General features: G+C 66.5%; 25 protein-coding genes and 1 pseudogene. 13 read left to right on the top strand and 13 right to left on the bottom strand.

Annotation, left to right across the window (positions count from 1 at the left end; genetic code table 11):
- Positions 1 to 244: 244 nt before the first annotated feature.
- Complete coding sequence (locus CFB50_RS34255; protein ID WP_089448875.1) at positions 245 to 1,645, bottom strand: LLM class flavin-dependent oxidoreductase; 1,401 nt, start codon at positions 1,643 to 1,645, stop codon at positions 245 to 247.
- The gene (locus CFB50_RS34250) at positions 1,642 to 2,919 is read right to left on the bottom strand and encodes an acyl-CoA dehydrogenase family protein (RefSeq protein ID WP_089448874.1); all 1,278 of its coding nucleotides are present in this window, start codon (positions 2,917 to 2,919) and stop codon (positions 1,642 to 1,644) included. Before CFB50_RS34250 ends, CFB50_RS34255 begins: the two co-directional genes overlap by 4 nt.
- A gap of 292 nt (positions 2,920 to 3,211) precedes the next feature.
- Here CFB50_RS34250 and CFB50_RS34240 point away from each other — a divergent pair, with 292 nt between their 5' ends.
- Positions 3,212 to 4,450: an SfnB family sulfur acquisition oxidoreductase gene (locus CFB50_RS34240; protein ID WP_089448872.1), complete on the top strand. Its 1,239-nt coding sequence runs from the start codon at positions 3,212 to 3,214 to the stop codon at positions 4,448 to 4,450.
- Positions 4,441 to 4,626: a hypothetical protein gene (locus tag CFB50_RS39250; RefSeq protein WP_144020740.1), complete on the top strand. Its 186-nt coding sequence runs from the start codon at positions 4,441 to 4,443 to the stop codon at positions 4,624 to 4,626. The genes CFB50_RS34240 and CFB50_RS39250 overlap by 10 nt, the downstream gene beginning before the upstream one ends.
- Before the next feature lie 25 nt (positions 4,627 to 4,651).
- On the opposite strand, the gene CFB50_RS34235 is transcribed toward CFB50_RS39250, so the two are convergent.
- Complete coding sequence (locus CFB50_RS34235) at positions 4,652 to 5,059, bottom strand: DUF3224 domain-containing protein (RefSeq protein WP_089448871.1); 408 nt, start codon at positions 5,057 to 5,059, stop codon at positions 4,652 to 4,654.
- 168 nt (positions 5,060 to 5,227) lie between these two features.
- Between CFB50_RS34235 and CFB50_RS34230 the strand changes: the two genes are divergently transcribed.
- Positions 5,228 to 5,872 carry an HD domain-containing protein gene (locus CFB50_RS34230; protein ID WP_089448870.1) on the top strand — a complete coding sequence of 215 codons (645 nt, stop codon included), beginning with the start codon at positions 5,228 to 5,230 and terminating at the stop codon, positions 5,870 to 5,872.
- Positions 5,873 to 6,076: 204 nt separating this feature from the next.
- Here CFB50_RS34230 and CFB50_RS34225 read toward each other — a convergent pair whose 3' ends face one another.
- On the bottom strand, positions 6,077 to 7,057 hold the full coding sequence (locus CFB50_RS34225) for a helix-turn-helix transcriptional regulator (protein WP_089448869.1): 981 nt from the start codon (positions 7,055 to 7,057) through the stop codon (positions 6,077 to 6,079).
- Between the two features lie 123 nt (positions 7,058 to 7,180).
- On the opposite strand from CFB50_RS34225, the gene CFB50_RS34220 reads away from it, so the two are divergent.
- Positions 7,181 to 7,843 carry a glutathione S-transferase family protein gene (locus tag CFB50_RS34220; RefSeq protein ID WP_089448868.1) on the top strand — a complete coding sequence of 221 codons (663 nt, stop codon included), beginning with the start codon at positions 7,181 to 7,183 and terminating at the stop codon, positions 7,841 to 7,843.
- A gap of 72 nt (positions 7,844 to 7,915) precedes the next feature.
- On the opposite strand, the gene CFB50_RS34215 is transcribed toward CFB50_RS34220, so the two are convergent.
- Positions 7,916 to 8,746, bottom strand: coding sequence for an alpha/beta fold hydrolase (locus CFB50_RS34215; protein WP_089448867.1), 831 nt, complete (start codon positions 8,744 to 8,746; stop codon positions 7,916 to 7,918).
- Positions 8,747 to 8,914: 168 nt separating this feature from the next.
- Between CFB50_RS34215 and CFB50_RS34210 the strand changes: the two genes are divergently transcribed.
- From CFB50_RS34210 to CFB50_RS34195, 4 genes are all read left to right on the top strand, one after another.
- Positions 8,915 to 9,364 carry a MerR family transcriptional regulator gene (locus tag CFB50_RS34210; RefSeq protein WP_089448866.1) on the top strand — a complete coding sequence of 150 codons (450 nt, stop codon included), beginning with the start codon at positions 8,915 to 8,917 and terminating at the stop codon, positions 9,362 to 9,364.
- A gap of 176 nt (positions 9,365 to 9,540) precedes the next feature.
- Positions 9,541 to 10,458: an acetoacetate decarboxylase gene (locus CFB50_RS34205; RefSeq protein WP_089448865.1), complete on the top strand. Its 918-nt coding sequence runs from the start codon at positions 9,541 to 9,543 to the stop codon at positions 10,456 to 10,458.
- A gap of 43 nt (positions 10,459 to 10,501) precedes the next feature.
- Complete coding sequence (locus CFB50_RS34200; protein ID WP_089448864.1) at positions 10,502 to 11,746, top strand: saccharopine dehydrogenase family protein; 1,245 nt, start codon at positions 10,502 to 10,504, stop codon at positions 11,744 to 11,746.
- A 129-nt stretch (positions 11,747 to 11,875) separates the two neighbouring features.
- The gene (locus CFB50_RS34195; protein ID WP_089449055.1) at positions 11,876 to 12,367 is read left to right on the top strand and encodes a MerR family transcriptional regulator; all 492 of its coding nucleotides are present in this window, start codon (positions 11,876 to 11,878) and stop codon (positions 12,365 to 12,367) included.
- A gap of 20 nt (positions 12,368 to 12,387) precedes the next feature.
- On the opposite strand, the gene CFB50_RS34190 is transcribed toward CFB50_RS34195, so the two are convergent.
- Together CFB50_RS34190 and CFB50_RS34185 are read right to left on the bottom strand one after the other, a co-directional pair.
- Positions 12,388 to 13,071 (bottom strand): type 1 glutamine amidotransferase domain-containing protein, encoded by a 684-nt coding sequence (locus tag CFB50_RS34190; protein WP_089449054.1) that lies wholly within the window; start codon positions 13,069 to 13,071, stop codon positions 12,388 to 12,390.
- Between the two features lie 131 nt (positions 13,072 to 13,202).
- Positions 13,203 to 13,856 carry a TetR/AcrR family transcriptional regulator gene (locus CFB50_RS34185; RefSeq protein WP_069249754.1) on the bottom strand — a complete coding sequence of 218 codons (654 nt, stop codon included), beginning with the start codon at positions 13,854 to 13,856 and terminating at the stop codon, positions 13,203 to 13,205.
- 99 nt (positions 13,857 to 13,955) lie between these two features.
- Between CFB50_RS34185 and CFB50_RS34180 the strand changes: the two genes are divergently transcribed.
- The gene (locus tag CFB50_RS34180; protein ID WP_089448863.1) at positions 13,956 to 15,431 is read left to right on the top strand and encodes a coniferyl aldehyde dehydrogenase; all 1,476 of its coding nucleotides are present in this window, start codon (positions 13,956 to 13,958) and stop codon (positions 15,429 to 15,431) included.
- A gap of 116 nt (positions 15,432 to 15,547) precedes the next feature.
- Here CFB50_RS34180 and CFB50_RS34175 read toward each other — a convergent pair whose 3' ends face one another.
- Positions 15,548 to 16,426 (bottom strand): LysR substrate-binding domain-containing protein, encoded by an 879-nt coding sequence (locus CFB50_RS34175; protein WP_089448862.1) that lies wholly within the window; start codon positions 16,424 to 16,426, stop codon positions 15,548 to 15,550.
- A 132-nt stretch (positions 16,427 to 16,558) separates the two neighbouring features.
- On the opposite strand from CFB50_RS34175, the gene CFB50_RS34170 reads away from it, so the two are divergent.
- Entirely contained in the window at positions 16,559 to 17,191 is a 633-nt protein-coding gene (locus CFB50_RS34170; RefSeq protein WP_089448861.1) for an FMN-dependent NADH-azoreductase, read from the top strand.
- Between the two features lie 77 nt (positions 17,192 to 17,268).
- Here the strand turns inward: CFB50_RS34170 and CFB50_RS34165 are convergent, their stop codons facing one another.
- Positions 17,269 to 17,886 carry a LysE family translocator gene (locus CFB50_RS34165; protein ID WP_089434031.1) on the bottom strand — a complete coding sequence of 206 codons (618 nt, stop codon included), beginning with the start codon at positions 17,884 to 17,886 and terminating at the stop codon, positions 17,269 to 17,271.
- 67 nt (positions 17,887 to 17,953) lie between these two features.
- On the opposite strand from CFB50_RS34165, the gene CFB50_RS34160 reads away from it, so the two are divergent.
- Positions 17,954 to 18,877 (top strand): LysR family transcriptional regulator, encoded by a 924-nt coding sequence (locus CFB50_RS34160; protein WP_089448860.1) that lies wholly within the window; start codon positions 17,954 to 17,956, stop codon positions 18,875 to 18,877.
- Between the two features lie 144 nt (positions 18,878 to 19,021).
- Complete coding sequence (locus CFB50_RS34155; protein ID WP_144020739.1) at positions 19,022 to 19,870, top strand: putative type VI secretion system effector; 849 nt, start codon at positions 19,022 to 19,024, stop codon at positions 19,868 to 19,870.
- Positions 19,871 to 19,901: 31 nt separating this feature from the next.
- Here CFB50_RS34155 and CFB50_RS34150 read toward each other — a convergent pair whose 3' ends face one another.
- A complete protein-coding gene (locus tag CFB50_RS34150) occupies positions 19,902 to 20,783 on the bottom strand; it encodes a LysR family transcriptional regulator (protein WP_089448858.1) in 882 nt (293 codons plus the stop codon).
- A 96-nt stretch (positions 20,784 to 20,879) separates the two neighbouring features.
- On the opposite strand from CFB50_RS34150, the gene CFB50_RS34145 reads away from it, so the two are divergent.
- Positions 20,880 to 22,286, top strand: coding sequence for an MFS transporter (locus tag CFB50_RS34145; RefSeq protein ID WP_089448857.1), 1,407 nt, complete (start codon positions 20,880 to 20,882; stop codon positions 22,284 to 22,286).
- On the opposite strand, the pseudogene CFB50_RS40340 reads toward CFB50_RS34145, so the two are convergent.
- The 3 genes and pseudogenes from CFB50_RS40340 to CFB50_RS34130 all read right to left on the bottom strand — a co-directional run.
- A pseudogene (locus CFB50_RS40340) lies at positions 22,280 to 22,504 on the bottom strand (short chain dehydrogenase); the annotation flags it as partial. The gene CFB50_RS34145 and the pseudogene CFB50_RS40340 overlap by 7 nt on opposite strands.
- Before the next feature lie 19 nt (positions 22,505 to 22,523).
- Positions 22,524 to 25,016 (bottom strand): xanthine dehydrogenase family protein molybdopterin-binding subunit, encoded by a 2,493-nt coding sequence (locus CFB50_RS34135; protein WP_089448856.1) that lies wholly within the window; start codon positions 25,014 to 25,016, stop codon positions 22,524 to 22,526.
- 21 nt (positions 25,017 to 25,037) lie between these two features.
- Positions 25,038 to 25,496, bottom strand: coding sequence for a (2Fe-2S)-binding protein (locus tag CFB50_RS34130; protein ID WP_069249748.1), 459 nt, complete (start codon positions 25,494 to 25,496; stop codon positions 25,038 to 25,040).
- Positions 25,497 to 25,704 lie beyond the last annotated feature (208 nt).

The following is a 25,704-nucleotide window of genomic DNA, read 5'->3' as shown; positions in this document are numbered from 1 at the left end:
GAAACGCGCGCACGGCGGGTGCGCGCGTCTTCGTTGGTGGCCGCAGCAGCCACAAGGTTCGCCCGCTCGATGGACGAGCGCGGAAGCAGCGCCCGCATCGGGGCTGCACCGGGTGTCGATCGAGTAAGGGGAGACGGCAGATCAGGCGGTGGCGTGCCGGACGAGCGGCGGCCCGACGCACCGGTTGCGGCTCATCGTGAAGCCGGCCGGCCCGCATGCGGGCCAACCGGCCGACGCAGGGTCGTCACGCGTAGGCAGCCACCTGTTCGGCATCGCGCTTGACCTGCTCGATGTCGCGATACTGCGCGGCCGGATGTTCGTCCGGCAGCCGCGCCGACCCGCCGAACAGTTTCTCGCGCAGCGTGCCCGGCGCATAGCCGGTCGGATACACGCCGCGCCGCTGCAGCTCGGGGACGAGATGACGCACGACATCCTCGAAGGTTTCGTGCGCCACCGCATACGCGAGGTTGAAGCCGTCCACGTCGGTGGCGGCGACCCATTCCTGCAGGATGTCCGCGACGGTCGCGGCCGAGCCGACGAACACCGGGCCCAGGCCACCGATGCCGCCCCAGGCCGCCAGCTCCTCGATCGTCCACGCGGTGTCGCCGCCGGCGAGGTGCTCGACCGCCGACACGATCGCGTTCGTTTCGACGCGCCGGACGGGGTCGTTCGGCGCGTACTGGCCGAAATCGATGCCGGTCCAGCCGGACATGAACACCAGCGACCCGTCGTACGACACGTACTTGCGGTATTCGTCGAACTTGGCCTGCGCCTTCTCGTCGGTTTCGTCGACGATCACGGTGACGAGGTTGTAGATCAGGACCTTGCTCGCGTCGCGCCCGGCGGCCGTGGCCTGCGCGCGCACGTCGGCCACGTAGCGCGCCAGCTGCGGGCGCGTCGGCGCGGCGACGAACACGCATTCCGCGTGCTGCGCGGCGAACGCCTTGCCGGGGCCGGACGCGCCGGCCTGGAACAGCACCGGCGTGCGCTGCGGCGACGGCTCGCACAGGTGGTAGCCGGGCACGTCGAAGAAGCGGCCCTTGTGGCCGATCTCGTGCACCTTCTCCGGATGCGTGAACACGCGGCCGTCGCGATCGCGCACGACCGCGCCGTCTTCCCAGCTGCCCTCGAACAGCTTGTACAGCACCTCGACGTATTCGGCCGCGACCGCATAGCGGTCGTCGTGCGTGCGCAGGCCGTGATCGCCGACGTTCTTCGCGCCGCTTTCGAGGTAGGACGTGACGATGTTCCACGCGAGCCGGCCCTTCGTGTGATGGTCGGCGGTCGACAGCCGGCGCGCGAACGTGTACGGGTGCTCGAACGACGTCGACGCGGTGATGCCGATGCCGAGATGCTCGGTCGCCATCGCGATCGGCGCGGCGAGCTGCAGCGGATCGTTGACCGGGATCTGCGCGGCCTGGTGCAGCGCGTGGTAATTGCTGCCCTTGTAGACGTCGTAGTAGCCGATCACGTCCGCGATGAAGATCGCGTCGAAAATCCCGCGTTCGAGCACGCGGGCGAGGTCGGTCCAGTAGTCGAGGTCCTTGTATTGCCACGACCGGTCGCGCGGATGGGCCCACAGCCCGGGCGACTGGTGGCCGACGCAGTTCATCTCGAAGGCATTGAAGCGGATGGTCTTGCTCATCGGGCGGCTCCTGTCTCTGCATGCGTGCTCGTGTTTGAACTCGCACCCGGGCCGTTGCCGATCTGCCAGACGAACGGCGGCGTGCGCCCGTTGATGACCCAGTCGCCGACGATCCGCGCCTTGTACACGAGCGGGTTGTGCGACGACACGGTGCGCGCGTTGCGCCAGTGACGATCGAGCGCCGTCGTGCTGCGGGTCGCCGACGCACCGAGCGCGTCGAACAGACGCGTCGCCGCGCGCAATACGAGGTCCGACACGACGAGCTGGCTTTGCGCGGATTCGATCTCGGCCGCGACGTTCGCATCGTGCTCGGCCGCCTCATCGCCGTCGAAGTGCGCTTCGTAGGCCCGTTGCAGCGGCTGCGCGGCGCGCAGCGCGAGCGCGTCGGCCGCATAGGCCCACGACGCGATCTCGCCGATCACCTGCTGCAGCTGCGCGTCGTCGGCCGCGCGCGGGGCGTTGCCGTGGCTGTACACGCGGGTGCGGCGGCGCACCAGGTCGCCGGCGTCGCGCACGATCGCGTGGCCGATGCCGGCCAGCGTCGCGACGTGGAAGAGCTGGTAGAACGCCGTCTGGTACTTGAAGCGTCGCGCGAAGTCGATCACGTCCCGTGCGTCGACCGCCGCGTCTTCGAAGCGCGTGGTGCCGCTGCCGGTCGTCGTCTGGCCGAAGCCGTCCCAGTCGTCTTCGCGGATCACGCCGGGCTGCGCGGTCGAGACGGCGACGATCACGTCGCTGCCGTCGTCCGCGCGTTGCGCGAACACGTCGATCCAGTCGGCGAACAGGCTGCCGGTGCTGTAGAACTTCCGGCCGTTCAGCACAAGCCGGCCATGCTTTTCCGACACCTTCGTGATGGTCTGGCCAAGCGCCACGTCGCCGGTTTCCGTCCACGCATTGCCGACGAGCTGGCCGCTCGCGAAGCGGTCGAACCACGTCTGGCGATCGGCGCCGGGCGGCGCGTTCAGCCAGTCCTCGACGAACGCGAAGTGCCCGCGCAATGCCTGCGGCAGATTGGAATCGGCGGTAGCGAGTTCGGTCAGCAGCCGGAACAGCTGCGGCAGCGACGCACCGGCGCCGCCGTCGCGCACCGGCAGCCGCACGGCGCCGAAGCCGGCGGCCTTCAGCCAGCCGATCGCCTCGTGCGGCAGCTCGCGGCGGCGTTCGCGTTCCGCGGTGCCGGCCGCGATGCGTTCGAAGATCGGCCTGAAGCGGCTGGCAAGCGCGTCATAGTCGGTGCCGGTGGAAAGTTCGGTTGCTGCGGGAGACGAAGTCATGCGGTGATCCTTGAAAGGCAGGGCCGTCGATGCCGGCAGGCCAGTATAGGAAGCACGCTTCCGACGATCCAATAACGGATTCGTACATCGTTATCGTCATCGGGCATTACGCGAGCGAGGCGGTGTGGCGTCGATGCCAGGGCGTCGATTTCGTCGCTGACGCGCGGTTTATCGTGAGCGATGTGCCGGATCGTTTGTCATGCGAAGGAATATCGTTGTGCGAATCGCTCGGTTTGCCGGCGCGCGGGGCGCTGCTAGATTGAATGTTTTCGTCAATCAGCAGGAGAGCCCGATGTCAGAGACGAGCGCCACGATCCAGGAACGGCCCGCCGATACGCAACCGCAGGCGGCGCACGTGATCGCCGACGACGCGCAGGCCATCGCGGCCGCGCATGCACTTGCGCAGCGGCTCGCGGAAGGGGCGGCCGAGCGCGACCGGGAGCGCCGGCTGCCGCGCGACGAGATCGAATGGTTCTCGCAGTCGGGGCTGTGGGCCATCACCGTGCCGAAGGCATACGGCGGCGCAGGCGTGTCGTACGTGACGCTGACGGAGGTGGTGAAGATCGTCGCGGCGGCCGATCCGTCGCTCGGGCAGTTGCCGCAGAATCATTTCGGGCTGGTCGACGTGATCGCACTGACCGGCACCGATGCGCAGAAGCGCCATCTGTTCTCGGAAGTGCTGAGCGGCAAGCGGTTCGGCAACGGCTTTTCGGAGAAGGGCACGAAGCACGTGCTCGACCTGAAGACGCGCGTGCGGCGGGACGGCGACGATTACGTCGTCGACGGCACCAAGTTCTATTCGACCGGGGCGCTGTTCGCGCATTACGTGCCGGTGCTCGGCCTCGACGACACGGGCCACGCGTGGCTCGCGTACATTCGCCAGCCCGCGCCGGGACTGACCGTGATCGACGACTGGTCGGGGTTCGGGCAACGGACCACCGCGAGCGGCACCGTCGTGCTCGACAACGTGCGCGTGCCTGCGTCGCACGTGCTGCCGGCGCAGCGCGTGTCGGACCTGCCGACGCTGAACGGCCCGCTGTCGCAGATCATCCAGGCCGCGATCGACGCGGGCATCGCGAAGGCCGCGCTCGACGATACGCTGGCGTTCGTGCGCTCGCGCACGCGGCCATGGGTCGACAGCGGCGTCGAGCGGGCAGCCGACGATCCGCTGACGATTCGCGAGGTCGGCCATCTGCACATCCAGCTGCATGCGGCGGAGGCGCTGCTCGAGCGCGCGGCGCGTACGCTCGACGAGATCGCGGCGCGTGGCGACGTGACCGAGGACGATGTCGCACGCGCGTCGGTGGCGGTGGGCGAGGCGAAGGTGCTGACGACGGAAATCGCGCTGCTCGCGGGCGAGAAGCTGTTCGAGCTGGCCGGCACGCAGTCGACGCTGGCCGAGCACAACCTCGACCGGCACTGGCGCAATGCACGCACGCATACGCTGCACGATCCGGTGCGGTGGAAATATCACCTCGTCGGCAACTACTACCTGAACGGCGTGCGGCCGGCGCGCCATGCGTGGAATTGAACGCGTGGCGATCGTGGTGTCATGGCTCGGCGAGGGTTGAACGTGTCGCCGCGGTCGGACGCATTCATACGATCATGCGCGAACCCGGCATTGCCTTCGTCGAAGCGCAATTGCCGGGTATCGGGCAGGTGAATGTTGCACGGGGCGCTTACTGCACCGGCGCGGCGATGCGATGAAGCCGTCGCATCCCCGTGAGTCGGTTTACCGAGGCGTGTCAGGCAGCGTGTAATCGAAGCGGTACGAATGCCGTCCGTTGTCGATGGTAATGATCAACGAGCCGGCGAGCCCCAGCAATTCTCCCGTGCCGGAATCGGGCACGACGGTGATCGACTGCTGCGGCTGCCCGCGCGTCATGGTGGAGCTGTGCTGCAGGACAAAACTGCCGTGGCGGCCGCCCAGCGCGCCTTGCACGGTTTCCATCGCCACATAGCCGGCGGAGCCCTGGACGCTGCTTCGAAACGCGAGCATCTCTCCCTGGCTGACGGCTTCCAGGTCGCCGTGATACTGCTTGTCCAGCGACATGCGGCCGAGCCCGGTCTGTTCCGCGACGGCACTCAGGGATTCCGGATCCAGCTTCACTTCAAACGGACCAGTGGCCAGCAGTGTCATTGCAGCGCTCCTCGTAGAATTGGCAACCCGCACTATAAGCCAACGGGGTTCCACCGGAGGTAACGGTTTGCATGACAGGCCGGAATCACGGGCGGAACGGATGGCGGATCGTATGCCGCGCGTCGCTTGCGGCGATAATCGGCATCCCGACCTCGACCGCTTTCCCCGATGACTCTCCCTGCGTTCGCACCGTTTCAGGATCTGGGCAACACCTTGCTGGCGTACTGGCGTGATGCCAATGGCGACGGCTCGCACGACACGTCGCATCTGCAACGCGTGTGGAAGAACGCGGCTGCTATCCACGCGAAGGAGGGTGGCGACGCAGAGGTGCTGTTTGCGGCGACACTGCTGCACGACTGCGTGGCGGTGGAGAAAGATTCCCCGCTTCGCGCGCAGGCGTCGCGGCTGTCGGCCGAAAAGGCACGGCAGGTGCTGAAGTCGCTGGACTGGCCGGATGCGAAGATCGACGCGGTTGCGCACGCGGTCGAGGCGCACAGTTTTTCGGCCTGTGTCGCGCCGAAGACGATTGAAGCCAAGGTGCTGCAGGATGCCGACCGGCTCGATGCGATCGGCATGGTGGGCGTCGCACGGTGTTTTTATGTCGCGGGCCGGCTGGGCAGCGCGTTGTATGACCCGGCCGGTCCGCATGCATCGGCACGGGAACTCGACGACACGCGATTCGCGATCGATCACTTCCGCACGAAACTGCTGAGGCTTTCAACTGGTTTTCAGACCGTCACCGGTACGCGTCTGGCGATCATCCGCCGTGATCGATTGCAGCGCTTTCTCGACGAGTTTTCCGACGAGATCTGAGTGTGCCGATGTGGCCTTCAGATGCCGACGTCGTCTGACGCGCACGGCTCGATGCGGATGATGGTCGCGTCGACGCGAGCCGATCATCCGGCTCTGCCCGCGAAACCTCCGTTGCATTGAACCGCGCGGCTTCAAACTTGATGAAGACTCAACGGTTCCATGGTTTCGAATCGTCGTGACCACGTCGGTGCGCAAGGCGATGCGTCAATCGTCACCGATCTGATAAAGCGCCTTCACCTGCGCCAGCTCGTCGATGAATTGATCCTTGAGCGCCTGCGGCCCGAGGATCTTCACGTGTGCGCCGAACCCCAGCAGTTTCCGCGCGCCGTGCTCGATCGATTCGATCGGCATCAGGAACGCTTTCCATCCCGGCGGCACCTCCGTGGTGCCTGCTTCGGGCGCGACAGGCGCGGCCTTGATCCGCGCGTTGGCCAGCCAGGTTTCGCCGCGCGGCGACACGGCGATATGGGCGGTCAGCCGATCGAGGTCGGCTTCGACCCGGCTCATCGCGTCGCGCCAGTGCGTCGCGAGGTCGAATCGCGCAGGACGCTTGAAGCGGCGGCGCGATGCATCGAGTTCGAGGATATTCGCGAGCCGGAACGTGAGTGCGCCGGGCTTGCCGACCACCTTGGCAACCAGGTACCACGCGCCGCCCTTGAGCACGAGGCCGAGCGGCTCGAGTGCGCGGCGGGACACGCCGCGCCAGCTCTGATACTTCACGTCGATACGGTACGAACCCCAGACCGCTTCGGCCACTTCACGCAGGAATGCCGGCGTTTCCTGCGCGCGGTACCAGTCGACGGTGTCGACGTGCAGCCGGCTGGCGACGCGATCGGCGTGTTCGCGCGAGCCGGGCGGCAGGCTGGCGATCATCTTCAGCCGCGCGGAAGTCGCCATGCCGTCGAGGCCCAGTTCTCTCGCCGGCCCGGGCAAGCCCGCCAGAATCAGCGCGTGCGCTTCGTGCTCGGTGAGCCCGGTGAGATCGGTACGCCAGCCGTCGCTCAACTGAAAGCCGCCGTTGCGGCCGCGGTCGCCCCAGATCGGCACGCCGGCCGTGGAGAGCTGGTCGATGTCGCGCAGGATCGTGCGCTCGGATACTTCCAGCGCTGCGGCGAGCGCCGGTGCGGTCATCCGGCCGCGCGCCTGCAGCATCATCATGATCGACAACAGGCGGCTCGCCTTCATGAGCGATACGTTCCCTCAAATACCTGACATGAGGTGTCATGTTATCCGACTTATGCTTTCGCGCATTCCCGATCCGTTTCATCGACTCGGGTGACGCAGCATGACATCACGAGGGATCAAACGATGAAGATCATTTCCGGGCCACTGAGCATGTTCGGGGCGAAGGTCGAGATCGCGGCGCACGAGAAGGGCATCGACTTCGAGTTGGTGATGGTGCCGTTCAGCCAGCGTCGCGGCTACGATCCCAAGCATCCGGACGTGCTGCGCATCAACCCGAAGCGGCAGGTGCCGGTGCTGATCGACGGCGATCTTGAGCTTTTCGATTCCACGCAGATCTTCGAGTATCTCGAGGATCTGCGGCCCGATCCCGCACTATGGCCGGCCCATTCGGCGGCGCGCGCGATCGCGCGTCAGCTCGAGCACTGCAGCGACGAAATCTATTTTCCGCACGTCGTCCGGCTGATGGGTCTGGAGGAGACACCGGACGATCCGGCGGCACAGGCTGCGCGCGCCGCGGCGGCCGAATACTATCGGCGCATGGAGCACGTGCTGGCGGATCGCGCGTTTCTGGCCGACACGTATTCCTATGCCGACATCGCGTTCTACATGGCGCAGTTGTTCGGCGCGCGCAAGGGCGCACCAATGACGGACGAGACGCCCCGCCTGCTCGCGTGGCGTGAGCGGATGACGGCACGCCCCGCCGTGCGCAAGGTCGCCGGTGCGATGGCCGGCTATCTTGCCTCGATCGGTGAAGCGGTTCCCGACTTTCTTCGCGGGATCGACTAGCTGCGTTCGAGCGTGGCAGGAGACGGCCTTCAGCCGCGATGGCAGCTGAAGGCCGCAGTGGCGCGTCGGTGTTCAGCCGCGGATGAACGCGAGCAGATCGGCGTTGATCGTCTCGGCGTTGGACGTGGGCATGCCATGCGGGAAGCCGGCATACGTCTTCAGCGTGCTGTTCCTCGCCAGCTTCGCCGACAGGAGCCCGGAATCCGCATACGGGACGATCTGGTCGTCGTCGCCATGCATCACGAGAACGGGAATCGTGGTGCTTTTCAGGTCTTCGGTGAAGTCGGTCTGCGAGAACGCGACGATGCCGTCGTAGTGGGCCTTTGCGCTGCCCATCATGCCCTGCCGCCACCAGTTCCAGATGACGCCTTGCGACGGCTTCGCGCCGTCGCGGTTGTAGCCGTAGAACGGGCCGGCCGGCACGTCGTAGTAGAACTGCGCGCGGTTCGCTGCGAGTTGCGCCTGGAGGTTGTCGAACACCGCTTTCGGCAGGCCGCCCGGATTGCTGTCCGTCTTGACCATCAGCGGCGGAACGGCGCTGATCAGCACGGCCTTGGCGACGCGGTCTTCGCCGTGGCGGGCGACGTAGTGGATCACCTCGCCGCCGCCGGTCGAATGGCCGACATGAACGGCGCCTTGCACGCCGAGGTGATTCACGACCGCGGCGACGTCGTCCGCGTAGTGATCCATGTCATGACCGTCCCACACCTGGCTGGAGCGCCCGTGGCCGCGACGGTCGTGCGCGATCACGCGATAGCCCTGGGCGAGGAAGAAGAGCATCTGCGCATCCCAGTCGTCGGCGCTGAGCGGCCAGCCATGATGAAAGAAGATGACCTGGGCGTCGCGCGGCCCCCAGTCCTTGTAGAAGATGTCGACGCCATCCTTCGTTGTGACGTATCCCATGTCTGCTCCTGTTCGGTGGGCGATATCGATCCGTGACGGTCTTGCCGTTCGCGAGGGTCGCCAGGCCGGCGCGGTGTATGACGCGGCATCCGGTGCCCGCCTGCATTGGCGATGCGCTCACTCTAGGTTTAAAGTTAGGTTTAATGTCAACACGCTGGAGAGGCAGGTATGAGAATCGGGGAGCTCGCGAAGCTCAGTGGCCTGACGGCCTCGCGGATCCGTTTCTACGAGGCTGAAGGGCTGCTCACGGCCGTCGAGCGCGGCGCGAATGGTTATCGCGACTACGGCGACGACGCGGTGTGGATGCTCGAGATCATCGCCGGCGCGCAGAGCGCCGGATTCTCGCTGGAGCAGATCCGCCATCTGCTGCCGCTGAAAGCCGGCAACTGGCAGCATGACGGGCTGGTGGAGGCGCTCGAACGGAAAGTCGCCGAGATCGACGCGATGCAGAAGCGCCTCAAGGAGAACAAGGCGCAACTGCGCGTCGCGATCGACAGCATCAAGAACCGGCCGACCGAACTGAACTGCTCGGAGCGCACGCGCTGGGTGATGGACCGGTTGCGCAGTCCGGGCGAGGTGTTGACACCCGGCAAGGGCCGTCGCACGACCGCCAAATGATCCGGCGCCGGTGCGGCGAGCGCCTGCCGGTTGCCCGGACGCAATCCGACGCGCCCCTCTACTCGGGGCCTTGACCTTAAAGTTGACTTAAATCTTAGAGTGCTTGCTGACGGCAGTGAGTCAGCGGGCATCGGGTGTTGCCTGCCACGGTCGATCATCGACGGGAGGCAACGAACATGGACAGGCGGTTGACACAGGTCGAATTCGGTCCACACCGGGTCGACGTGCCCGAAGGCGGGTACTACGACCGGTTCCGGATGAACCCCGACCTCGACGAGGTGGCGCGCGATCCCGCGGCGGGGAACATCGACTTTTTCCGTCGGATTCCGAAGCGTCAGGTCGCGTCGCGGGTCGGCCCGACCTGGGCGCCGAATTTCTACTACCGTTCCAGCAGCATTCAGCTGCTGTTCCTTGCGCCGCTCGAACGCCTGCGGACCACGCTGCCGGTGCCGCTCGAGCCGCTGCGCGCGCTCCCGGGATACGGGCTGGTCGCGCTGACTTTCTTCTCGTATTCGGTGTGCGACAACGATCCGTATGACGAAGTGTCGGTCGCGGTGGTGATCCGGCGGCCCGGCGCGACCGGGTCGCATGCGCTCGAGCTGATCGACTCGATGCGGCGCCGGAGCTTCTTCGCGCACGTGCTGGCGCTGCCGGTCACCACGGAAATCGCGCGGGTGCGCGGCGTGCACGGCTATCAGCTGCCCAAGTGGCTCGCCGATATCGACGTGAACCTCGGCGCCACCGCCAGCGCCCGCATTGCCGGCCCGGGCGGCCGGCCGGACCTGAGCCTGAGCGTGCCGATGCCCGAGCTGACCCACGTCGCGTCGCAGTCGCACATGGGCACGTCGACGATGATCAACCGCATCGACGGCGAGTGGCACCAGACATTCGTGCAGACGAATGCGCTATCGTTCGCCCAGCGCCTGCTGCCGCGCAACGTCGAGCTCGTGCGGCACGGCGGCCCGCTGAGCCAGCTGCTCGACGGGCTGGGCGCGGCCACCATCCTGCGTCTCGACGTGGTGAAGGACGCGCAGCTGGTGCTGAACCTGCCGACCCCGTTGAAGGGCTTCGATGAACCCGGAAAGCCACGTTGACGTCACGCCACTTCGCGGCACGCCCGCGCCGAAGGAATCGCCCATGACCCGTCCGACCCACGATCTCGTCGTATTCGGTGCCACCAGTTTCGTCGGGCAGATCCTCGTCCGCTACCTGTCCGAGTACCTGTCCGGCGCGGGCGAGACGCTGCGCTGGGCCATCGCCGGCCGCTCCGAAGCGAAGCTCAGGCAGGTCAGGGATACGCTGGGCGCGGCCGGGCAGTCGGTGCCGATCATCGTCGCCGACGCGGCCGACGACGCGCAGCTTCGCGCGCTCTGCGCGCAGACGCGGGTGGTCGTGTCCACCGTCGGCCCCTATGCGCTTTACGGGGAGCCGCTGGTCAGGGTCTGCGCGGAAACCGGCACCGACTACTGCGACCTCACCGGCGAGACGCAATGGATCAAGCGGATGATCGACAGGTACGAGCCCGCGGCCCGGCAATCCGGCGCGCGCATCGTCCATTGCTGCGGCTTCGATTCGGTGCCGTCGGACATGGGCGTGTTCTTCCTGCAGCAACAGGCGCGGCAGCAGTGGGGCGTGCCGGCCGCGCAGGTGAAGATGCGGGTGAAAACGCTGAAGGGCGGCGCGTCGGGCGGCACCGTGGCGAGCGTGATCAACGTCGTCCGGGAAGCGGCGGCCGATCCCGCGTTGCGCAGGGAACTGCTCGATCCTTATTCGCTGTGCCCGAAGGGGCATGGCTTCACGGCCCGCCAGCATGCGGTGCGATCCGCCGCATTCGATCGCGACTTCGACGCGTGGATCGCGCCGTTCGTGATGGCGGCGATCAACGAGCGTGTCGTGCATCGCTCCAATGCGCTTGCCGGCAACGCGTACGGCAGCCGCTTCACGTATGACGAAGCGGTGATGACGGGCACGGGCCTCAAGGGCCGCCTGACCGCGGTGACGATGGTGGCCGGTCTCGGCGCGTTCATGGTGGGTGTCGTCATCAAGCCGGTGCGCGGCCTGATGGAGCGTTTCCTGCTGCCGAAGCCCGGCGAGGGGCCGAGCGCCACGGCGCAGCTGGCCGGCCGCTACGATCTGCGCTTCTTCGGCCGCACCGACGACGGGAAGGCCCTGCGCGTGAAAGTCACCGGCGACCGCGATCCCGGCTACGGCTCCACCGGCAAGATGCTCGGCCAGGCCGCGATCAGTCTCGCGCTGGATTGCGTCGGCGACGGCGTCAAGACCGGCCGCGGCGGCGGCTTCTGGACGCCCGCGACGATGTTCGACGCGCGCTACATCGAGCGCCTGGTGCGCCATGCGGGGTTGCGATTCGAGGTGATTTGAGCGCGCGTCGTCCGCTCGTCATGCGACAGGAAGCCGATAAAGATCGGATTGCGAATCAACATCAGGAGACAACAGACAGTCACGACGGGGCAGATGGCCGGACGCGATCCGGCCGGGGAGTATCGGAACATGAAGATCGGGGAACTGGCGGAACGCACGGGCCTTACCCCTTCGCGCATTCGCTTTTACGAACGCATCGGTCTGTTGACGCTCGTCGAGCGCGAAGCGAACGGCTATCGCACGTATCCGCAGGAAGCGGTGACGGTGCTCGACCTGATCACGGCCGCGCAGAAGGCGGATTTCAGTCTCGACGAGATTCGCGCGCTGATGCCGGCCGACCTCGCACAGTGGCCCTGCGCTTCGTTGCTGGACGCGCTGTGCGGCAAGGTGCGGGACATCGAGGCGCTGGAGGCGCGGTTGGCGCAAAGCAAGGCGCAGATCGTGGCGCTGATCGCCGACATCGCCGCGAAACCGGAGTCGGTCGATTGTGCAACCCATGCGAAGCGATTGCTGTCGCGCATCCCGCCGGGGAATGCGGCGGAGGGCGGTGGTGGTGAGGCTACGACTGCCGCCGCCGAGCGTGACGAAGCGGTTATGCGCCGCCGGCCGACCCGCGCTTAGACGGGCGCCGGCGCATCACATCACAGCAGCGCGACGACCTGTTCCGCGGTCGCCTTCGCCGATTGCGGATTCTGGCCGGTCACGAGCCGGCCGTCGACGACGACGTAGGACGTGAACGGCAGCAGCGCCTTCTCGTAGCGCGCGCCACGCTGCTGCATCTGCTCCTCGACGTTGTAGGGCACCTTCTTCGCGACGCCGGCCAGGATTTCCTCGACCCACGAGTAGCCGGTGATCCGGCGTCCGGCCACCAGCAGCGAGCCGTCCGACAGCGTCGTGTTCAGCAGTCCGCAGTAGCCGTGGCAGACCGACGACACGACACCGCCGCGCTCGTAGATCTCGCGCGTGAGCCGCTGCAGCCCCGCATCGTCCGGGTAGTCCCACATCACCGCATGGCCGCCGGTGAAGTAGATCGCATCGAAATCGGCCGGATCGATCTCGTCGGGGCGCGCGGTGGTGGCCAGCAGCGCTTCATTGGCCTTGTCGGCGCGCCACGCCTTCGCGGCGGCGTCGGCGTGCGGCCATTTGAGCGAACGCGGCTCGAGCGGCGACACGCCGCCCTTGGGGCTCACCAGCCGTTGCTCATAGCCTTGCGTCGCGAAGATGTGATGGGCATGGGTCAGCTCGGACAGCCACAGGCCGGTCGGTTGCGACGGATCGGCGTAGTGCGCGACGTTGCTGACCACGTGAAGGATGCGCTTGCTCATGATGCGGTTCCCTTTCATCGGCCACGGGCGGACGTCGTCGACGTGCCGCCGGATTGTCGGATGGCAGTACCGATACCCATGGCCTCGATACGCTGCCGAGGCAAACCATAACCTTTAAGCAAAGTTGAAGGTCAAGGCCTTTTCGTTTTCGCCGCCCGCGCGGGGTTCGCAGGCAGCACGAGACCGTCCAGCAAGGTGGTCAGCGCATCTTCGATCGCGTGATCGCCGACTTTCTCGCGCACCAGCCGCCCGTCGATCGCCAGCATCGTCAGGCCATGCAGATGCGCCCAGCAGGCGGTCGCCTGGCCGAGCGCCGGGCGCGGGCGGATCGTGCCGGCGCGCTGCCCGTGTTCCAGGATGTCGACGACCAGCAGGAACGGCGCCTGCACGCGCGGATCGAGATGGATGTCCGTGGGTTCGCCGGCATCCGCGGCAAACATCAGCCGATAGAGATCCGGGTTGCGCTGCCCGAATGCGAGATGGGCGTAAGCGAGCGCGCGCAGCACGTCCGGTGCGTCCGCTGCGGGATCGACGGACGCGGCGAGGTCTTCGTTCAGCCGATCGAAGCCGATCAGCGCGAGCTCGTGCAGCAACGCGGCCTTGTCCGGGAAATGCCGGTACGGCGCCGAATGGCTGACGTTCGCGCGCCGCGCGATTTCGCGCAGCGTGAACTGCCAGCCCTGTTGCTCCTGCAGCGTGTCGAGCGCCGTTTCGATGATCGCGCGACGCAGATCCCCGTGGTGATAAGCCTTTTGCCCGGCGTCCGCAGCCCCATCCGACGACATCACGTTGCTCCTATGTTGACAGGGAACACATTGTGAGCCTATGATCCGCCGCATGCAAGTTGACAGTGTCTACATCGACGCAACCTCGTGAGGTGCACCATGGCCGTTTCCGCAGAATCCAGCTCGAGCTTCGACCCGGCGGCGTTGCTGGCCCGCCAGCGCGACGCGTTCGTCAGCGAGGGGCCGCCGAGCGTGCAGCAGCGCAAGGCCCGGCTCGCGCGGCTGCGCGCCGTGGTGCTCGCATATCGCAGCGAAGTGGAGGAGGCGGTCAGCGCCGATTTCGGGCATCGCTCGCGGCACGAGACCGCGATCATGGAACTGGTCGGCGTGATCCAGGCGATCGACTACCTGACGCGCAACCTGCGCCGCTTCACGAAGCCGCAGCGCCGGCACGTCGGGATCTTTTACCGGGCCGGGCACGCGCACGTGGAGTACCAGCCGCTGGGTGTCGTCGGCGTGATGGCGCCGTGGAATTACCCGTTCGCGCTCACGTTCATTCCGCTGGCCACCGCGCTGGCCGCGGGCAACCGCGCGATGCTCAAGCCGTCGGAACTGACGCCGCGCACCAGCGAGGTGATGCGCCGGATGCTCGCGGAAACCTTCCCGAGCGAAGAAGTCGCGGTCGTGCTCGGCGGCCCGGAAGTCGGCGCCGCTTTCAGCGGCTTGCCGTTCGACCACCTGCTGTTTACCGGCAGCACGCAGGTGGGCCGCAAGGTCATGAAGGCGGCCAGCGACAATCTGGTGCCGGTGACGCTCGAACTCGGCGGCAAGAGCCCGGCGATCGTCGCGAGAGGGCACGTCGATGGCCGGACGATGTCCAGCATCGTGTTCGGCAAGCTGTCGAACGGCGGGCAGACCTGCGTCGCGCCCGACTATGCGCTGGTGCATGAAGACGACCTGGACGCGTTCGTCGCGCAATACGATGCGGCCGTCGCACGCTTCTACCCGGACGGTCCGACCAGCCCGGATTACACGTCGATCGTCAGCGACCGTCACTACGATCGCCTGAAAAGTCTCGTCGACGAAGCGCGCAGCAAGGGCGCGCGCGTGATCGAGGCGGGCGTGAACCCGCAGCAGGCGGCCACCCGCAAGCGGACGCTCGCGCCCACGCTGATCGTCGGGGCCGGCGACGATACGACCGTCATGCAGGAAGAGATCTTCGGGCCGATCCTGCCGGTGCGCACGTATCGCACGATCGACGAAGTCGTCGACTACGTGAATGCGCGTCCGCGGCCGCTGGCGCTGTATTACTTCGGCGCGCAGGACAGCGATTGCGAGTCGTTGCTCAAGCGCACCACGTCGGGCAACGTCGGCATCAACAACACGCTCCTGCATGTCGCGCAGGAAGACTTGCCATTCGGCGGCGTCGGTCCGAGCGGGATGGGTGCGTATCACGGCATCGAGGGATTCCGCGCGATGAGTCATGCCAAGGGCGTGTTCGTGCTGGGGCGCTGGAACCTGCCGAGCCTGCTGCGTGCGCCGTTCGGCAAGCTCGCGGATCTGTCGCTGGCGGCGCTGCTCGGGCGCAGCCGGGAACCGGCGGGCGTGCGGGCGGGATTGAGCGCGAAGCGCTGAGACCGGCGACGCACCGCAGCCGGCGCGCGACTGTTTCGCAAGCAGCGCGCCGTCGTAGTCGAGGGCGGATGTGTGGGTGAGTGCCTGGATCGAACCTCGACCGTGAAGGATGCCCGCTAGGGCCGGTTGCGCACGCCTGCCCCGTTGCGAATGGCGGTTTCATCGACAAGCGTCGCGGCGAATTCGACGGCGGCCGGCATTCCCGCGTCGTGCATCATCACGAATTCCATGTCCGGCAGCGCCGGCAAGCCTTCGGACACGCCCAGCTCGCGGAGCGTGTCGTCGATCGCGCTGCGCGGCACCGGCGCGATCGCGATGCCGGCGCGAGCGAACGTGCGGATGCCCGTGACGCTCGGGCTTTCGCATGCGATGAAATAGCGCATGCCGGCCAGCGCGAGCGCCTTGATGGCCGCGCCCCGGTACGGGCACGGATCGGGGAAGCACGCGAGCGGCACATCGCCTTCCGGCAGCGGCTCATGGCGCGCAAACGCCCAGACGAGCGGCTCTCGCCACAACGTCGCGCCCTGGCCCGTGTGCGCGCACCGGCTACCGATCACGAGATCGAATTCGCCGTTTGCGTGCCGTTGAAACAGGCTGTCGCCGATGTCGACCGTCAGATTCAGCCGCAAGCCGCGCCGCGCGGCGCCATGGCGGCGCATCACGTCGGGAAGCCAGCCGCCCGCGACATCCTCCGATGCGCCGATCCGCAGCGTGACATCGACTGCGTTGCCGGTGCCCAGCCTCGTCCTCGCTTCCTCGCTCAGATTGAGCATCGCGCGCGCGTAGCCGAGCAGCATCTGGCCATGTTCGGTGAGCGTGACGCTGCGCGTATTGCGGGCGAGCAGCGCCCGGCCGACCTGCTCCTCGAGACGAGCGATCTGCGCGCTGACTGCGGATTGGCTGAGATTCAGCTTGCGACCTGCGCCGGTAAAGCTACGCACGTCGGCGATGGCGACGAACGTATGAAGTAGTGACGTGTCGAGGGGTGGGTTCATTGATCACCAATTCGGGTTAATTCGATCAATTCATATCGTTTCCGGATTATAGGTCGATCCGATAGGCTGCGAAGTGCAGTGGGCGACCGCGCATCCCGCGCGCCGCCGTCACTTTAGGCAAGGACCGGTTTCATGACACGCGTGCTCTATATCGAAGGCTCACCCAACAAGGACTACTCGGCATCCATCGACGTGTGCAATGCCTTTCTCGATGCGTACCGGCACGCCCATCCCGATCACGCGATACAGAAGCTCGACATCTGGAATCTGGCGATACCCGAATTCGACGAAGCCGCGCTGGCCGCGAAATATGCGGGACTGAGCGGCAAGGCGTTGACGCCGGCGCAGGCGGCGGCATGGCAACGGATCGAGCAGCTCGCGGCACCGTTCCACGAAGCGGACAAGTTCCTGTTCGGCGTGCCGCTGTGGAATTTCAGCATTCCATACAAACTCAAGCACCTGATCGATGCGATCTCGCAGAAGGACGTGCTGTTCACGTTCGACGGCGCCGGTTTCGCCGGCAAGCTGACCGGAAAAAAGGCGGCCGTGATCTATGCGCGCGGGCTCGGTTATCAGTCGCCGGGCTCGTTTACGCCGGCTGCCGAATTCGATCTTCAGCGCCCGTACATGGAGACCTGGCTCAAGTTCGTGGGCGTGAACGACGTCACCGGGATCGTGGTCGAGCGCACCCTGTTCGGTCCAGACGGAGAGGTCGACCGTAGTCGCGCGATCGACGAAGCCCGCACGATCGCGCGCACGTTCTAAAGCGAACCCGCGGCGCATCCGGCGCGCCAGCGAAGCGCGCCCGCCGGTTGCATCGGCGCGTGGCGCGCCGTGTCGAGTCAGCGCCCGCCGCGCGCGATGGCAAGCGCGACGCCGAAGCCCACGAGCAGGCAGCCGAAGGTGCGGTCGATCCAGTGCCGCAGCGCCAGCAGGCGATCGCGGACGGCCGTCGCGGAGAAGCACAGGGCCACCAGGCTGAACCAGCCGGCATGCGCGACGGCGATGAACGCGCCGTAGCCGATCTGCACGATCAACGGCGTGTCGGGCCGCACGGCCTGCATGAACAGGCTGACGATGAACACCGTGGTCTTGGGGTTCAGCGCATTGGTCAGGAAGCCGGTGCGCAGCGCGGCCAGGTCGGATAGCGGTGCGGCCGGTGCATCCGTCTGCCCGTTGCCGGCCTTCGTCATGAGCATCTTCACGCCGAGGTAGATCAGGTAGATCGCGCCGACCAGCTTGACGGCATTGAAGAGCCACAGCGACTGGCGGATCAGCAGGCCGACGCCCAGCAGCGTGTAGCTCACGTGCACCGTCACGCCGAGCCCGATACCCAGCGCGGTGAGCACGCCCGAGCGGCGCGACAGCATCAGGCTGTTGCGCGTGACCATCGCGAAGTCCGGCCCCGGGCTGATCACGGCCAGCAGCGTGATGGTGACTACAACTATCAGTTCGGTCATCGTCTTGTCCTTGCGATTGATGGCTTGATGGCGCAATCTTATGGGTCATGCTCCATCGGGAAAAGCGATGATTTCTGACCAGAATGGTGAGATTGACTCACAGTCCGTTCGCACGAACCTGCCATCGCTGATGGCGTTGCGTTGCTTCGAGGCGGCGGCGCGTCACGAGAATTTCAGCCGCGCTGCCGACGAGCTGTGCCTGACTCATGGTGCAGTCAGCCGCGCGGTGCGATTGCTCGAGGACGACCTGGGCGTGGCGCTGTTCCAGCGGCGCAGCCGTCGTGTGTTCCTGACCGATGCGGGCCGCAAGCTGGCGCAGGCCGTCCACGACGGGCTGGGGCTGATGCGTCACGCCGCGCAGGAATTGCGTACCGAGGCCGCCCGGGCGCGGCGCTGGGTCCTGTCGTGCGAACCGACGCTGCTGATGCGCTGGCTGATTCCGCGCTGGCCGGATTTTCAGGCGCGGCATGCGGGCGTCGACATTCACCTGGCTGCCGCGGGCGGTCCGTTTTCATTCGACAGCGGCATCGACATGGCGATTCGACGCAATGACTTTGCGTGGCCGGCGGATTGCCACGCGGAGCGGCTGTTCGCGGAGCAGGTGGGGCCGGTCTGCCGGCCGGATAAGGTCGATGCGTGGTTTTCCGCGCGTCGTGGCAGTCGTTCGTTGAAGGCGGATGTGCCGCGACTGCACACGCGGACACGGCCGGACGCGTGGAAGGAATGGGCGGTGGCGGCGAATCAGCCGGCCGCGGGCGGGCGCGGGCAGACGTTCGACCATTTCTATTTCAGTCTGCAGGCGGCCGTCGCGGGGCTCGGTGTCGCGATCGGCCCGTGGCATCTCGTTCGCGATGACATCGAAAGCGGTGTGCTCGTCGCGCCGATGGGGTTCGTCGAGGATGGCTCGCATTACTGCTTGTTGACGCCGGAACCGGTGGTGGCGGGGAGTGCGCAGGGGGATGTGCTGGGGTGGTTGAGGGCGGTGGTTTGATGGAGCGGCACGGTTGAATGGCCATTCAGGCGTGACGTAAAACGACGTTGGCACCGATCACGCAATGGCACAATTTCAACGCGCGTGCGCCGACGAAGTGCCACGATGGACGGGCGGACGGATCCTCACTTCAGGGAGCGACGGATGGAAGACGAGTTGCAGGCGTTGATCGCGGCCCGGCGCGAGGCCGGGGAGCCGGAAAGCCAGCCACCGGGGTGGAAGGACAACCTGGTTCTGTTGCACGGCACGTTAACCCGTGTGTCGAAAAAGCGCGCGGCTGCCCCGTCTCGTTTTCCCCCGCCGCCAGCGGGCGTCGTGGGTGCGACCGCGGTTGCCGCGACGTTGATGGACATGGGAGCCCAGGCGCAGGTCATGGTCGATGCGACCGACGCATCGAGCTGGAAAGACGAAGCGGACTGGGTGGCGTTCGAGATGGGCGGAAATCATTTCCACGGCGTGCTGTGGATGATGCCGATGCACCGTGGCGACCTGGTCAAGGTCGTGGCGGAAAAAATCGGCGAGAACCGCTATTTCGCCTATGCGGTCCAGCGCGATTCGGACGCCGTGGTCGCGATCTACCCGAATGCGGTCATGGGGACGAAGGCGCGTGGCCGATTCGAACGGAAAGGCACGCTGGGGTTCTTCGTGTTCGTGGAGTCGATCATGGCCGTCTTCCTGGGGATCAATTTCATTCGTGGGGAAGGCGGTATCGGAGACTTTGCGATCATGCTGGGCGGAGCACTCTTCGCGGGTGCCTTCGTCATGATGCTCGTTCACTTCCTGGGGAAATGGAAGTTCCGCAACAGCATCGAAGATGAACTGGCCGAGCGCATCTTCCACGCATTCGGCTGGCCCGATCCGCCGAATTTCAATTTGCAAAAGGTCTCTCGATGGCCGAACCGGGCGCGGCCGAGCGCGGATCTTCCGACCGCCCATCCTTACTGGTATTTCAACCTGTGCTACTTCAGGTACGAACCCGCGCGGCAAGCCTGATATCGTGAATCGCGGGCTGCCGTGACGGCCGTCACGACTGCCCGGACGGCCCGTGCGGTGCGAAGGTCCTGCCCGTCACGTCAGCGATGAAGTCGATCGCCGCGCGAATCGACGGCGAATGCCTGAGATCGGCGTGCACGACCAGCCAGATGTCGCGGGCGTACGGTTCCCCGTCGAACGGCAGGCGCTGCAACCCGGGATCGCTGTCGCCCATGAACACGGGCAGGCCCGCTACGCCGATGCCCGTGCGGGCCGCGACCTGCTGCGTCGTGATGTCGCTGACTTCGCATGCGATGCGGCGACCCCGAGCGATCGACTCGAGCCACTTCTGATGCGGCATTTCCGCGAATTGCGCGTCGTAGCAGATGAAGGCCCAATCGTCAGGCGTCGACGCGTGCGCATAGTCGCGACTCGCATAGAGCCCGAAAGCCATCTCGCCCAGCTTGCGCGTCACGTTTTGCGGCTCCTCGGGGCGGAACAGGCGCACGGCGATATCCGCTTCACGACGGGCGAGCGATACGCTTTGCGCCTGGCTGGCCATCGACAGCCGAATGCCCGGATGCAATTGCGCGAACGCATACAGGTGATTCGCGAAGAAATTGTTGGCGAGCACGGGCGGCACGCTGATCGTCACGGTGCCGTGCATCGGCAGGTGTTCCGTGAGCGCGAGGCGCTCGATCGCAAATGCGTGTTCCTCCATTTTTCCGGCGAACTCGAGAATCTGCCGGCCGGCGGCGGTCGGCCGGCACGCGCGCGGCAACCTGTCGATCACGCGCATCTTCAATTCGGATTCGAGTGCAGCCAGGCGACGGCTGACTGTCGCATGATCGACATTCAACCGCCTGGCGGCCGCGGAAAGACTCCCGGCTTGAGCGACGGCAATGAAGTAACGCAGGTTTTCCCAGTCGAACATCGGTGCATTTTCTCCAGGTTGCTGTGCCGTTTTGCGGAATATTCGCACAGAAGGCGATCCTCTACGCTTCAATCCTCCGAATGCGAAGGATTGCCGATGCAGACATCATCCACCCATCACCCGCGGCTGGTTCAAACGGCGGCGTGCCTCGGTTATGCGGTCGTCTTGATCGACGTCAGCGTCGTCAACGTGGCGCTCGATGCGTTGCGAACGGCGTTTGGCGCAGTGCTCACCGACCTGCAATGGGTCGTCAACGCGTATGCGCTCGTGTTCGCGGCGACCCTGCTGATGGCGGGTGCGCTCGGCGACCGGCTGGGTGCAAAGCGCGTGTTCATTGCCGGTTACGCGATCTTCACGCTGTCGTCGATCGGTTGCGGCATCGCGCATGCCATCGGCGCGTTGATTGCCTGGCGTCTCGTTCAGGGGATAGGCGCCGCGCTGCTGGTGCCGAACTCGCTCGCCGTGCTGCGTCTCGCATTCGACGACGCGGCAGCGCGTAGCCGCGCGATCGGCTGGTGGGGCGCCGGCGGCGGCATTGCGTTGGCAGCCGGGCCGCTGGCCGGCGGGTTGCTCATCGCCGTAGTCGGCTGGCGCAGCATTTTCCTGGTCAACGTGCCGGTCGGCATCGCCGGTATCTGGATGACCTGGCGGTTTGCGCCCGACACGAAAACGCAGGGCGGCAGGCGCCTCGATCTTCCCGCGCAACTGACCGGTGCGTTGGCGCTGGCGGCGCTCACGTTCGCGTCGACCGAGATCAGTGCGCTGGGGTGGCGCAGTCCGGTCATCGTGAGTGCGTTCGCGTTATGCGTTGCGTTGGGCATCGCGTTCGTCCGGCTGGAAGCGCGCAATCCGGACGCGATGCTGCCGGCCGGGTTGTGGCAGGACCGGATCGTCCGCAGCGCGATCGTGATCGGCGCGATCGCGAACCTGGTCTTCTACGGCATCGTCTTTACGTTGAGCCTGCTGTTTCAGTCGGTCTGGCATATGACGCCCGTGCGCGCGGGTGTCGCGTTTCTGCCGATGATGGGGGTGCTGATGATCATGAGCATCGTCGCCGGAAGGCTGACCGGCAGGCTGGGCGCGCGCATGCTGGCGACGGCCGGGTTGTCGATTTCAGCGCTCGGTTATCTGGCGATGTGGCCGGCAATTGCTGCGCAATCCAACGGGTTGCTTGCGATACCGATGCTGCTTGCAGGCAGTGGCATTGCGTTGACGATACCGACCATCATGGACGCGGCGCTCGCGGCGGTGAGCGGCGCGCAGTCAGGCGTGGCGTCGGGGTTGTTGAATACGGCGCGACAGGTGGGCGGCGTGATGGGCGTCGCGTTGTTTGGCTTCTTCGTTCGTGAGGCAGGGGGCGTGGCGTTCGTCCATGGGATGGAGCGGGCGTTGATCGTTTCGGTTCTGTTGCTGGTGGCGGGGGCGGTGATGGCCTGGCGGAATCTGGAGCAGGCAGGGGCGCGCGGGATTCCGGTTCGCGGGACGAACCCTCAACGTCAGTGACCTACCCGATAAACGCGGCCGCCATGCACGCCTTCCACGCTGCGTCGACAGGCCATTGCCACACGTGCCGCCGGCGCACTTTCGCAGCCGGGGAAAAACCGACCGAACCTGTCCACGGATTCGGTCGGTACGGTCGGGCTCACGGCGTTGATCCGGATGCCACGTGGGAAGTCGCACGCGGCCGCGCGCACGCATCCTTCAATCCCGGCATTCGGCGCGCCAAACCGGCAACGGGCATCAGGTCGTCGTTGGCTTCTTGAGATCGTCGATGCACGGGATGCCTGCTTTCCGCTTGGGACGGAGAAATTTGGGCACCGGGCTGGCTTGCCCGACGCCAGCCTGGCTTTGACTGACCTTCGGCTTCAAGGCGGCCGTCTTCGCCTTGTGCGGCATCCGGCAACCGCCGGCCGGCAGGTCGGCGTACGGATCGTCTTCGGCCGTTGCCGCCGCGGCAGGCAGTGCGGGCGCGGTCGACGCGACCAGCATCGGCGCGAACGGCAACGCGCGCATCCGCTCGCCGGTCAGGACGAACGCGCCGTTGGCGACCGCCGGTGCGATCGGCGGCACGCCGGCCTCGCTCAAGCCGGTCGGATGCGCGTCCGACGGGACGAAGAACACGTCCACCGGCGCCGCTTCCTGCATCCGCACCGGCGAGTAGTCGGCGAAGCCGGCGTTGCGGGCCGCACCATGCTCGACGTCGATCGCGAAACCCGGCTTGGTCGTCGCGAGGCCGAACAGCGCACCGCCCTGGATCTGCGCTTCCGCGCCGGTCGGGTTCACGATGCGGCCGGCATGCACGCCGGCCGTCACGCGGTGCACGCGGGGCTTCTGGGCTTCGATCGACACCTCGGTCACATAGGCGACGACCGTGCCGGCGGTTTCGTGCATGGCGACGCCCCACGCGTGCCCGGCGGGCAGCGTGCGCGCGCCGTAGCCCGACTTGTCGACGGCCAGTGCGAGCGCCTGGCGATGGCGCGCGTGCTCGGGGCCGGCCAGCCGCGCCATCCGGTACGCGACCGGATCCTGGCGGGCCGCGTGCGCGAGTTCGTCGACGAGCGTCTCCATCACGAACGCCGTATGCGTATTGCCGCCCGAGCGCCATGACTGGACCGGCACGTCGACGTCCGGCTGATGGACCGAGACCTGCATCGGGAAACCGTACGGGCTGTTCGCCACGCCTTCGGTGAGGTCGGGATCGGTGCCGCTTTTGCGAATCGTCGTGCGCTCGAGCGGCGAACCCTTCAGCACCGACTGGCCGACGACGACGTGCTGCCAGTCCCGCACCGCGCCGCTGCCGTCGACACCGATGTCGACACGATGCAGCACCATCGGGCGGTAATAGCCGCCGCGCAGATCGTCCTCGCGCGTCCAGATCGTCTTGACCGGGCCCAGGTGGCCGGCCGCGAGGTACGCGGCGGACACATGGGCGGCTTCGACCACGTAGTCCGACGTGGGCGTCGAGCGCCGGCCGTAGTCACCGCCCGACATCATCGTGAAGATCTGGACTTTCTCGGGCGCGATACCGAGTGCCTTCGCGACCGCGGCGCGATCGGTCGTCTGCATCGACGAACCGCCCCAGATCTTGATCCCGCACGCGCAGCTCGGCGGGCCGACGTCGACCGTGCAACTGAGCGGTTCCATCGGCGCATGAGCAAGATACGGAAATTCGTAGTCCTGCTGGATTCGCGTCGCCGCCGGCGGTGCGTTGCCGGCATCGGCCGTGCGCACCACGGTGCCGGGCGTGCCGGCGAGCTGCTTGTATGCCTGCATCTGGTCGGCGGACGTGACGGTCGAACCGGTGTCCTTCCACGTGACCTGCAGCGCGTCGCGACCGAGCCTGGCAGGCCAGTAGCCGTTCGCGATCACGGCCACGCCGGTGCCGCCGCGATCGGTCGGGATTTCGACGACCTCGACCACGCCCTTGACGGCGCGGGCCGCCGCCGCGTTGTAGCTCGCAACCTGTCCGCCGAAGCGCGGCGGGCGTGCGACCACGGCCACCATCATGTCCGGCAGGCGCCAGTCCATCCCGTACTTGAGCGTCCCGTCGAGCACGGCGCGCGATTCGACGCGCGGGGTCGGCTTGCCGATGATGCGGAACTGGTCGGGCGACTTCAGCGGCACGTGCCGCGGCACCGGCATCGTCATCGCGTCCTGCGCGAGTTCGCCGTAGGTCGCGGTGTGGCTGCCGGACGTCACGACGCCCTGCGCGGTCCGGCACGTGGCCGGATCGACGTTCCAGCGCCGGGCGGCCGCGGCGACGAGCATCGCGCGCGCGGACGCGCCGAGTTCGCGGTATTGCGTAAACGAATGGTTGATCGACGTCGAGCCGCCCGTCATCTGGATCCCGGTCACCGGATCCTTGTACGGTTCGCCGGCCGGCGCGAGCACGGTGCGCACGTTGCGCCAGTCGGCATCGAGTTCGTCGGCCAGCGCCATCGGCAGCGCGGTGCTGACGCCCTGGCCGGACTCGGTCCGGTTGACGGCCACCGTCACCGTGTTGTCCGGCGCGATGATCAGGAATGCTTGAGGAGCCGAGGCCCGAAGCGTCATGCCGGCTTCGACGCCGGCGCGCGTCGGCTTGATGCCGAGCGCGAGGCAGCTGCTCGCCGCCATCGTGAGTTTCAGGAAGCCGCGCCGGCCGAGCACCGGAGAACCGGCTCCGGTGACGGTCGAAGCGTCGGGGGCAGGGGCGTCGGTGTTCGCCGGGCGCCCGGCAGTGCGGATACGCATGATCACAGTCTCCCGGCGGTCTCAGGCAAGTGCGCTGGCCGCATCATGAATCGCGGCGCGGATGCGCTGGTAGGTGGCGCAACGGCACAGGTTGCCGGCCATCGCGCGATCGATGTCGGCATCGGTCGGCGCCTTGTTGCCGCGCAGCAGCCCTGCCGCACTCATCATCTGGCCGCTCTGGCAATAGCCGCATTGCGCGACGTCGTGGCGGACCCAGGCGTCGAGGACGGCCTTGCCGATTGCATCGTCGGCGAGGTGTTCGGACGTCGTGATGCGCGCACTTCCCACCGACGACAGCGCGAGCGTGCAGCTAGGCACGGGCCGGCCGTCGACGTGCACGGTACACGCCCCGCAGTCGCCGGTGCCGCAGCCGAACTTGGTGCCGGTCAGGCCGAGGTTGTCGCGCAGCACCCAGAGCACCGGCGTCGACGGATCGGCATCGATCTCCGCCGACCGGTTGTTGATGTTCAACGTCACCATCGTGAAGTTCTCCCTTGGACACCGCGTTATCGTTCGCGAGACAAAACCGCAATGCGACGGATGTGAACCAATTAAAGCAGATTCGAGAATAATTCAGCATCTCGAAAATCGGATTTTTTGCCTTTCTTAATGATTTTGGCTGGTTGGTTAAAATATAAAATTTACAGCCGGTATACAAATGTGCGAATGTCTCAGAAAGAATGTTGAG

Source organism: Burkholderia sp. AU33423 (assembly GCF_002223135.1).
In the GTDB taxonomy this organism is placed as follows: domain Bacteria; phylum Pseudomonadota; class Gammaproteobacteria; order Burkholderiales; family Burkholderiaceae; genus Burkholderia; species Burkholderia lata_D.
The sequence above is the reverse complement of the archived record's forward strand: the minus strand, read 5'-3'. Positions and strand labels throughout refer to the sequence as shown.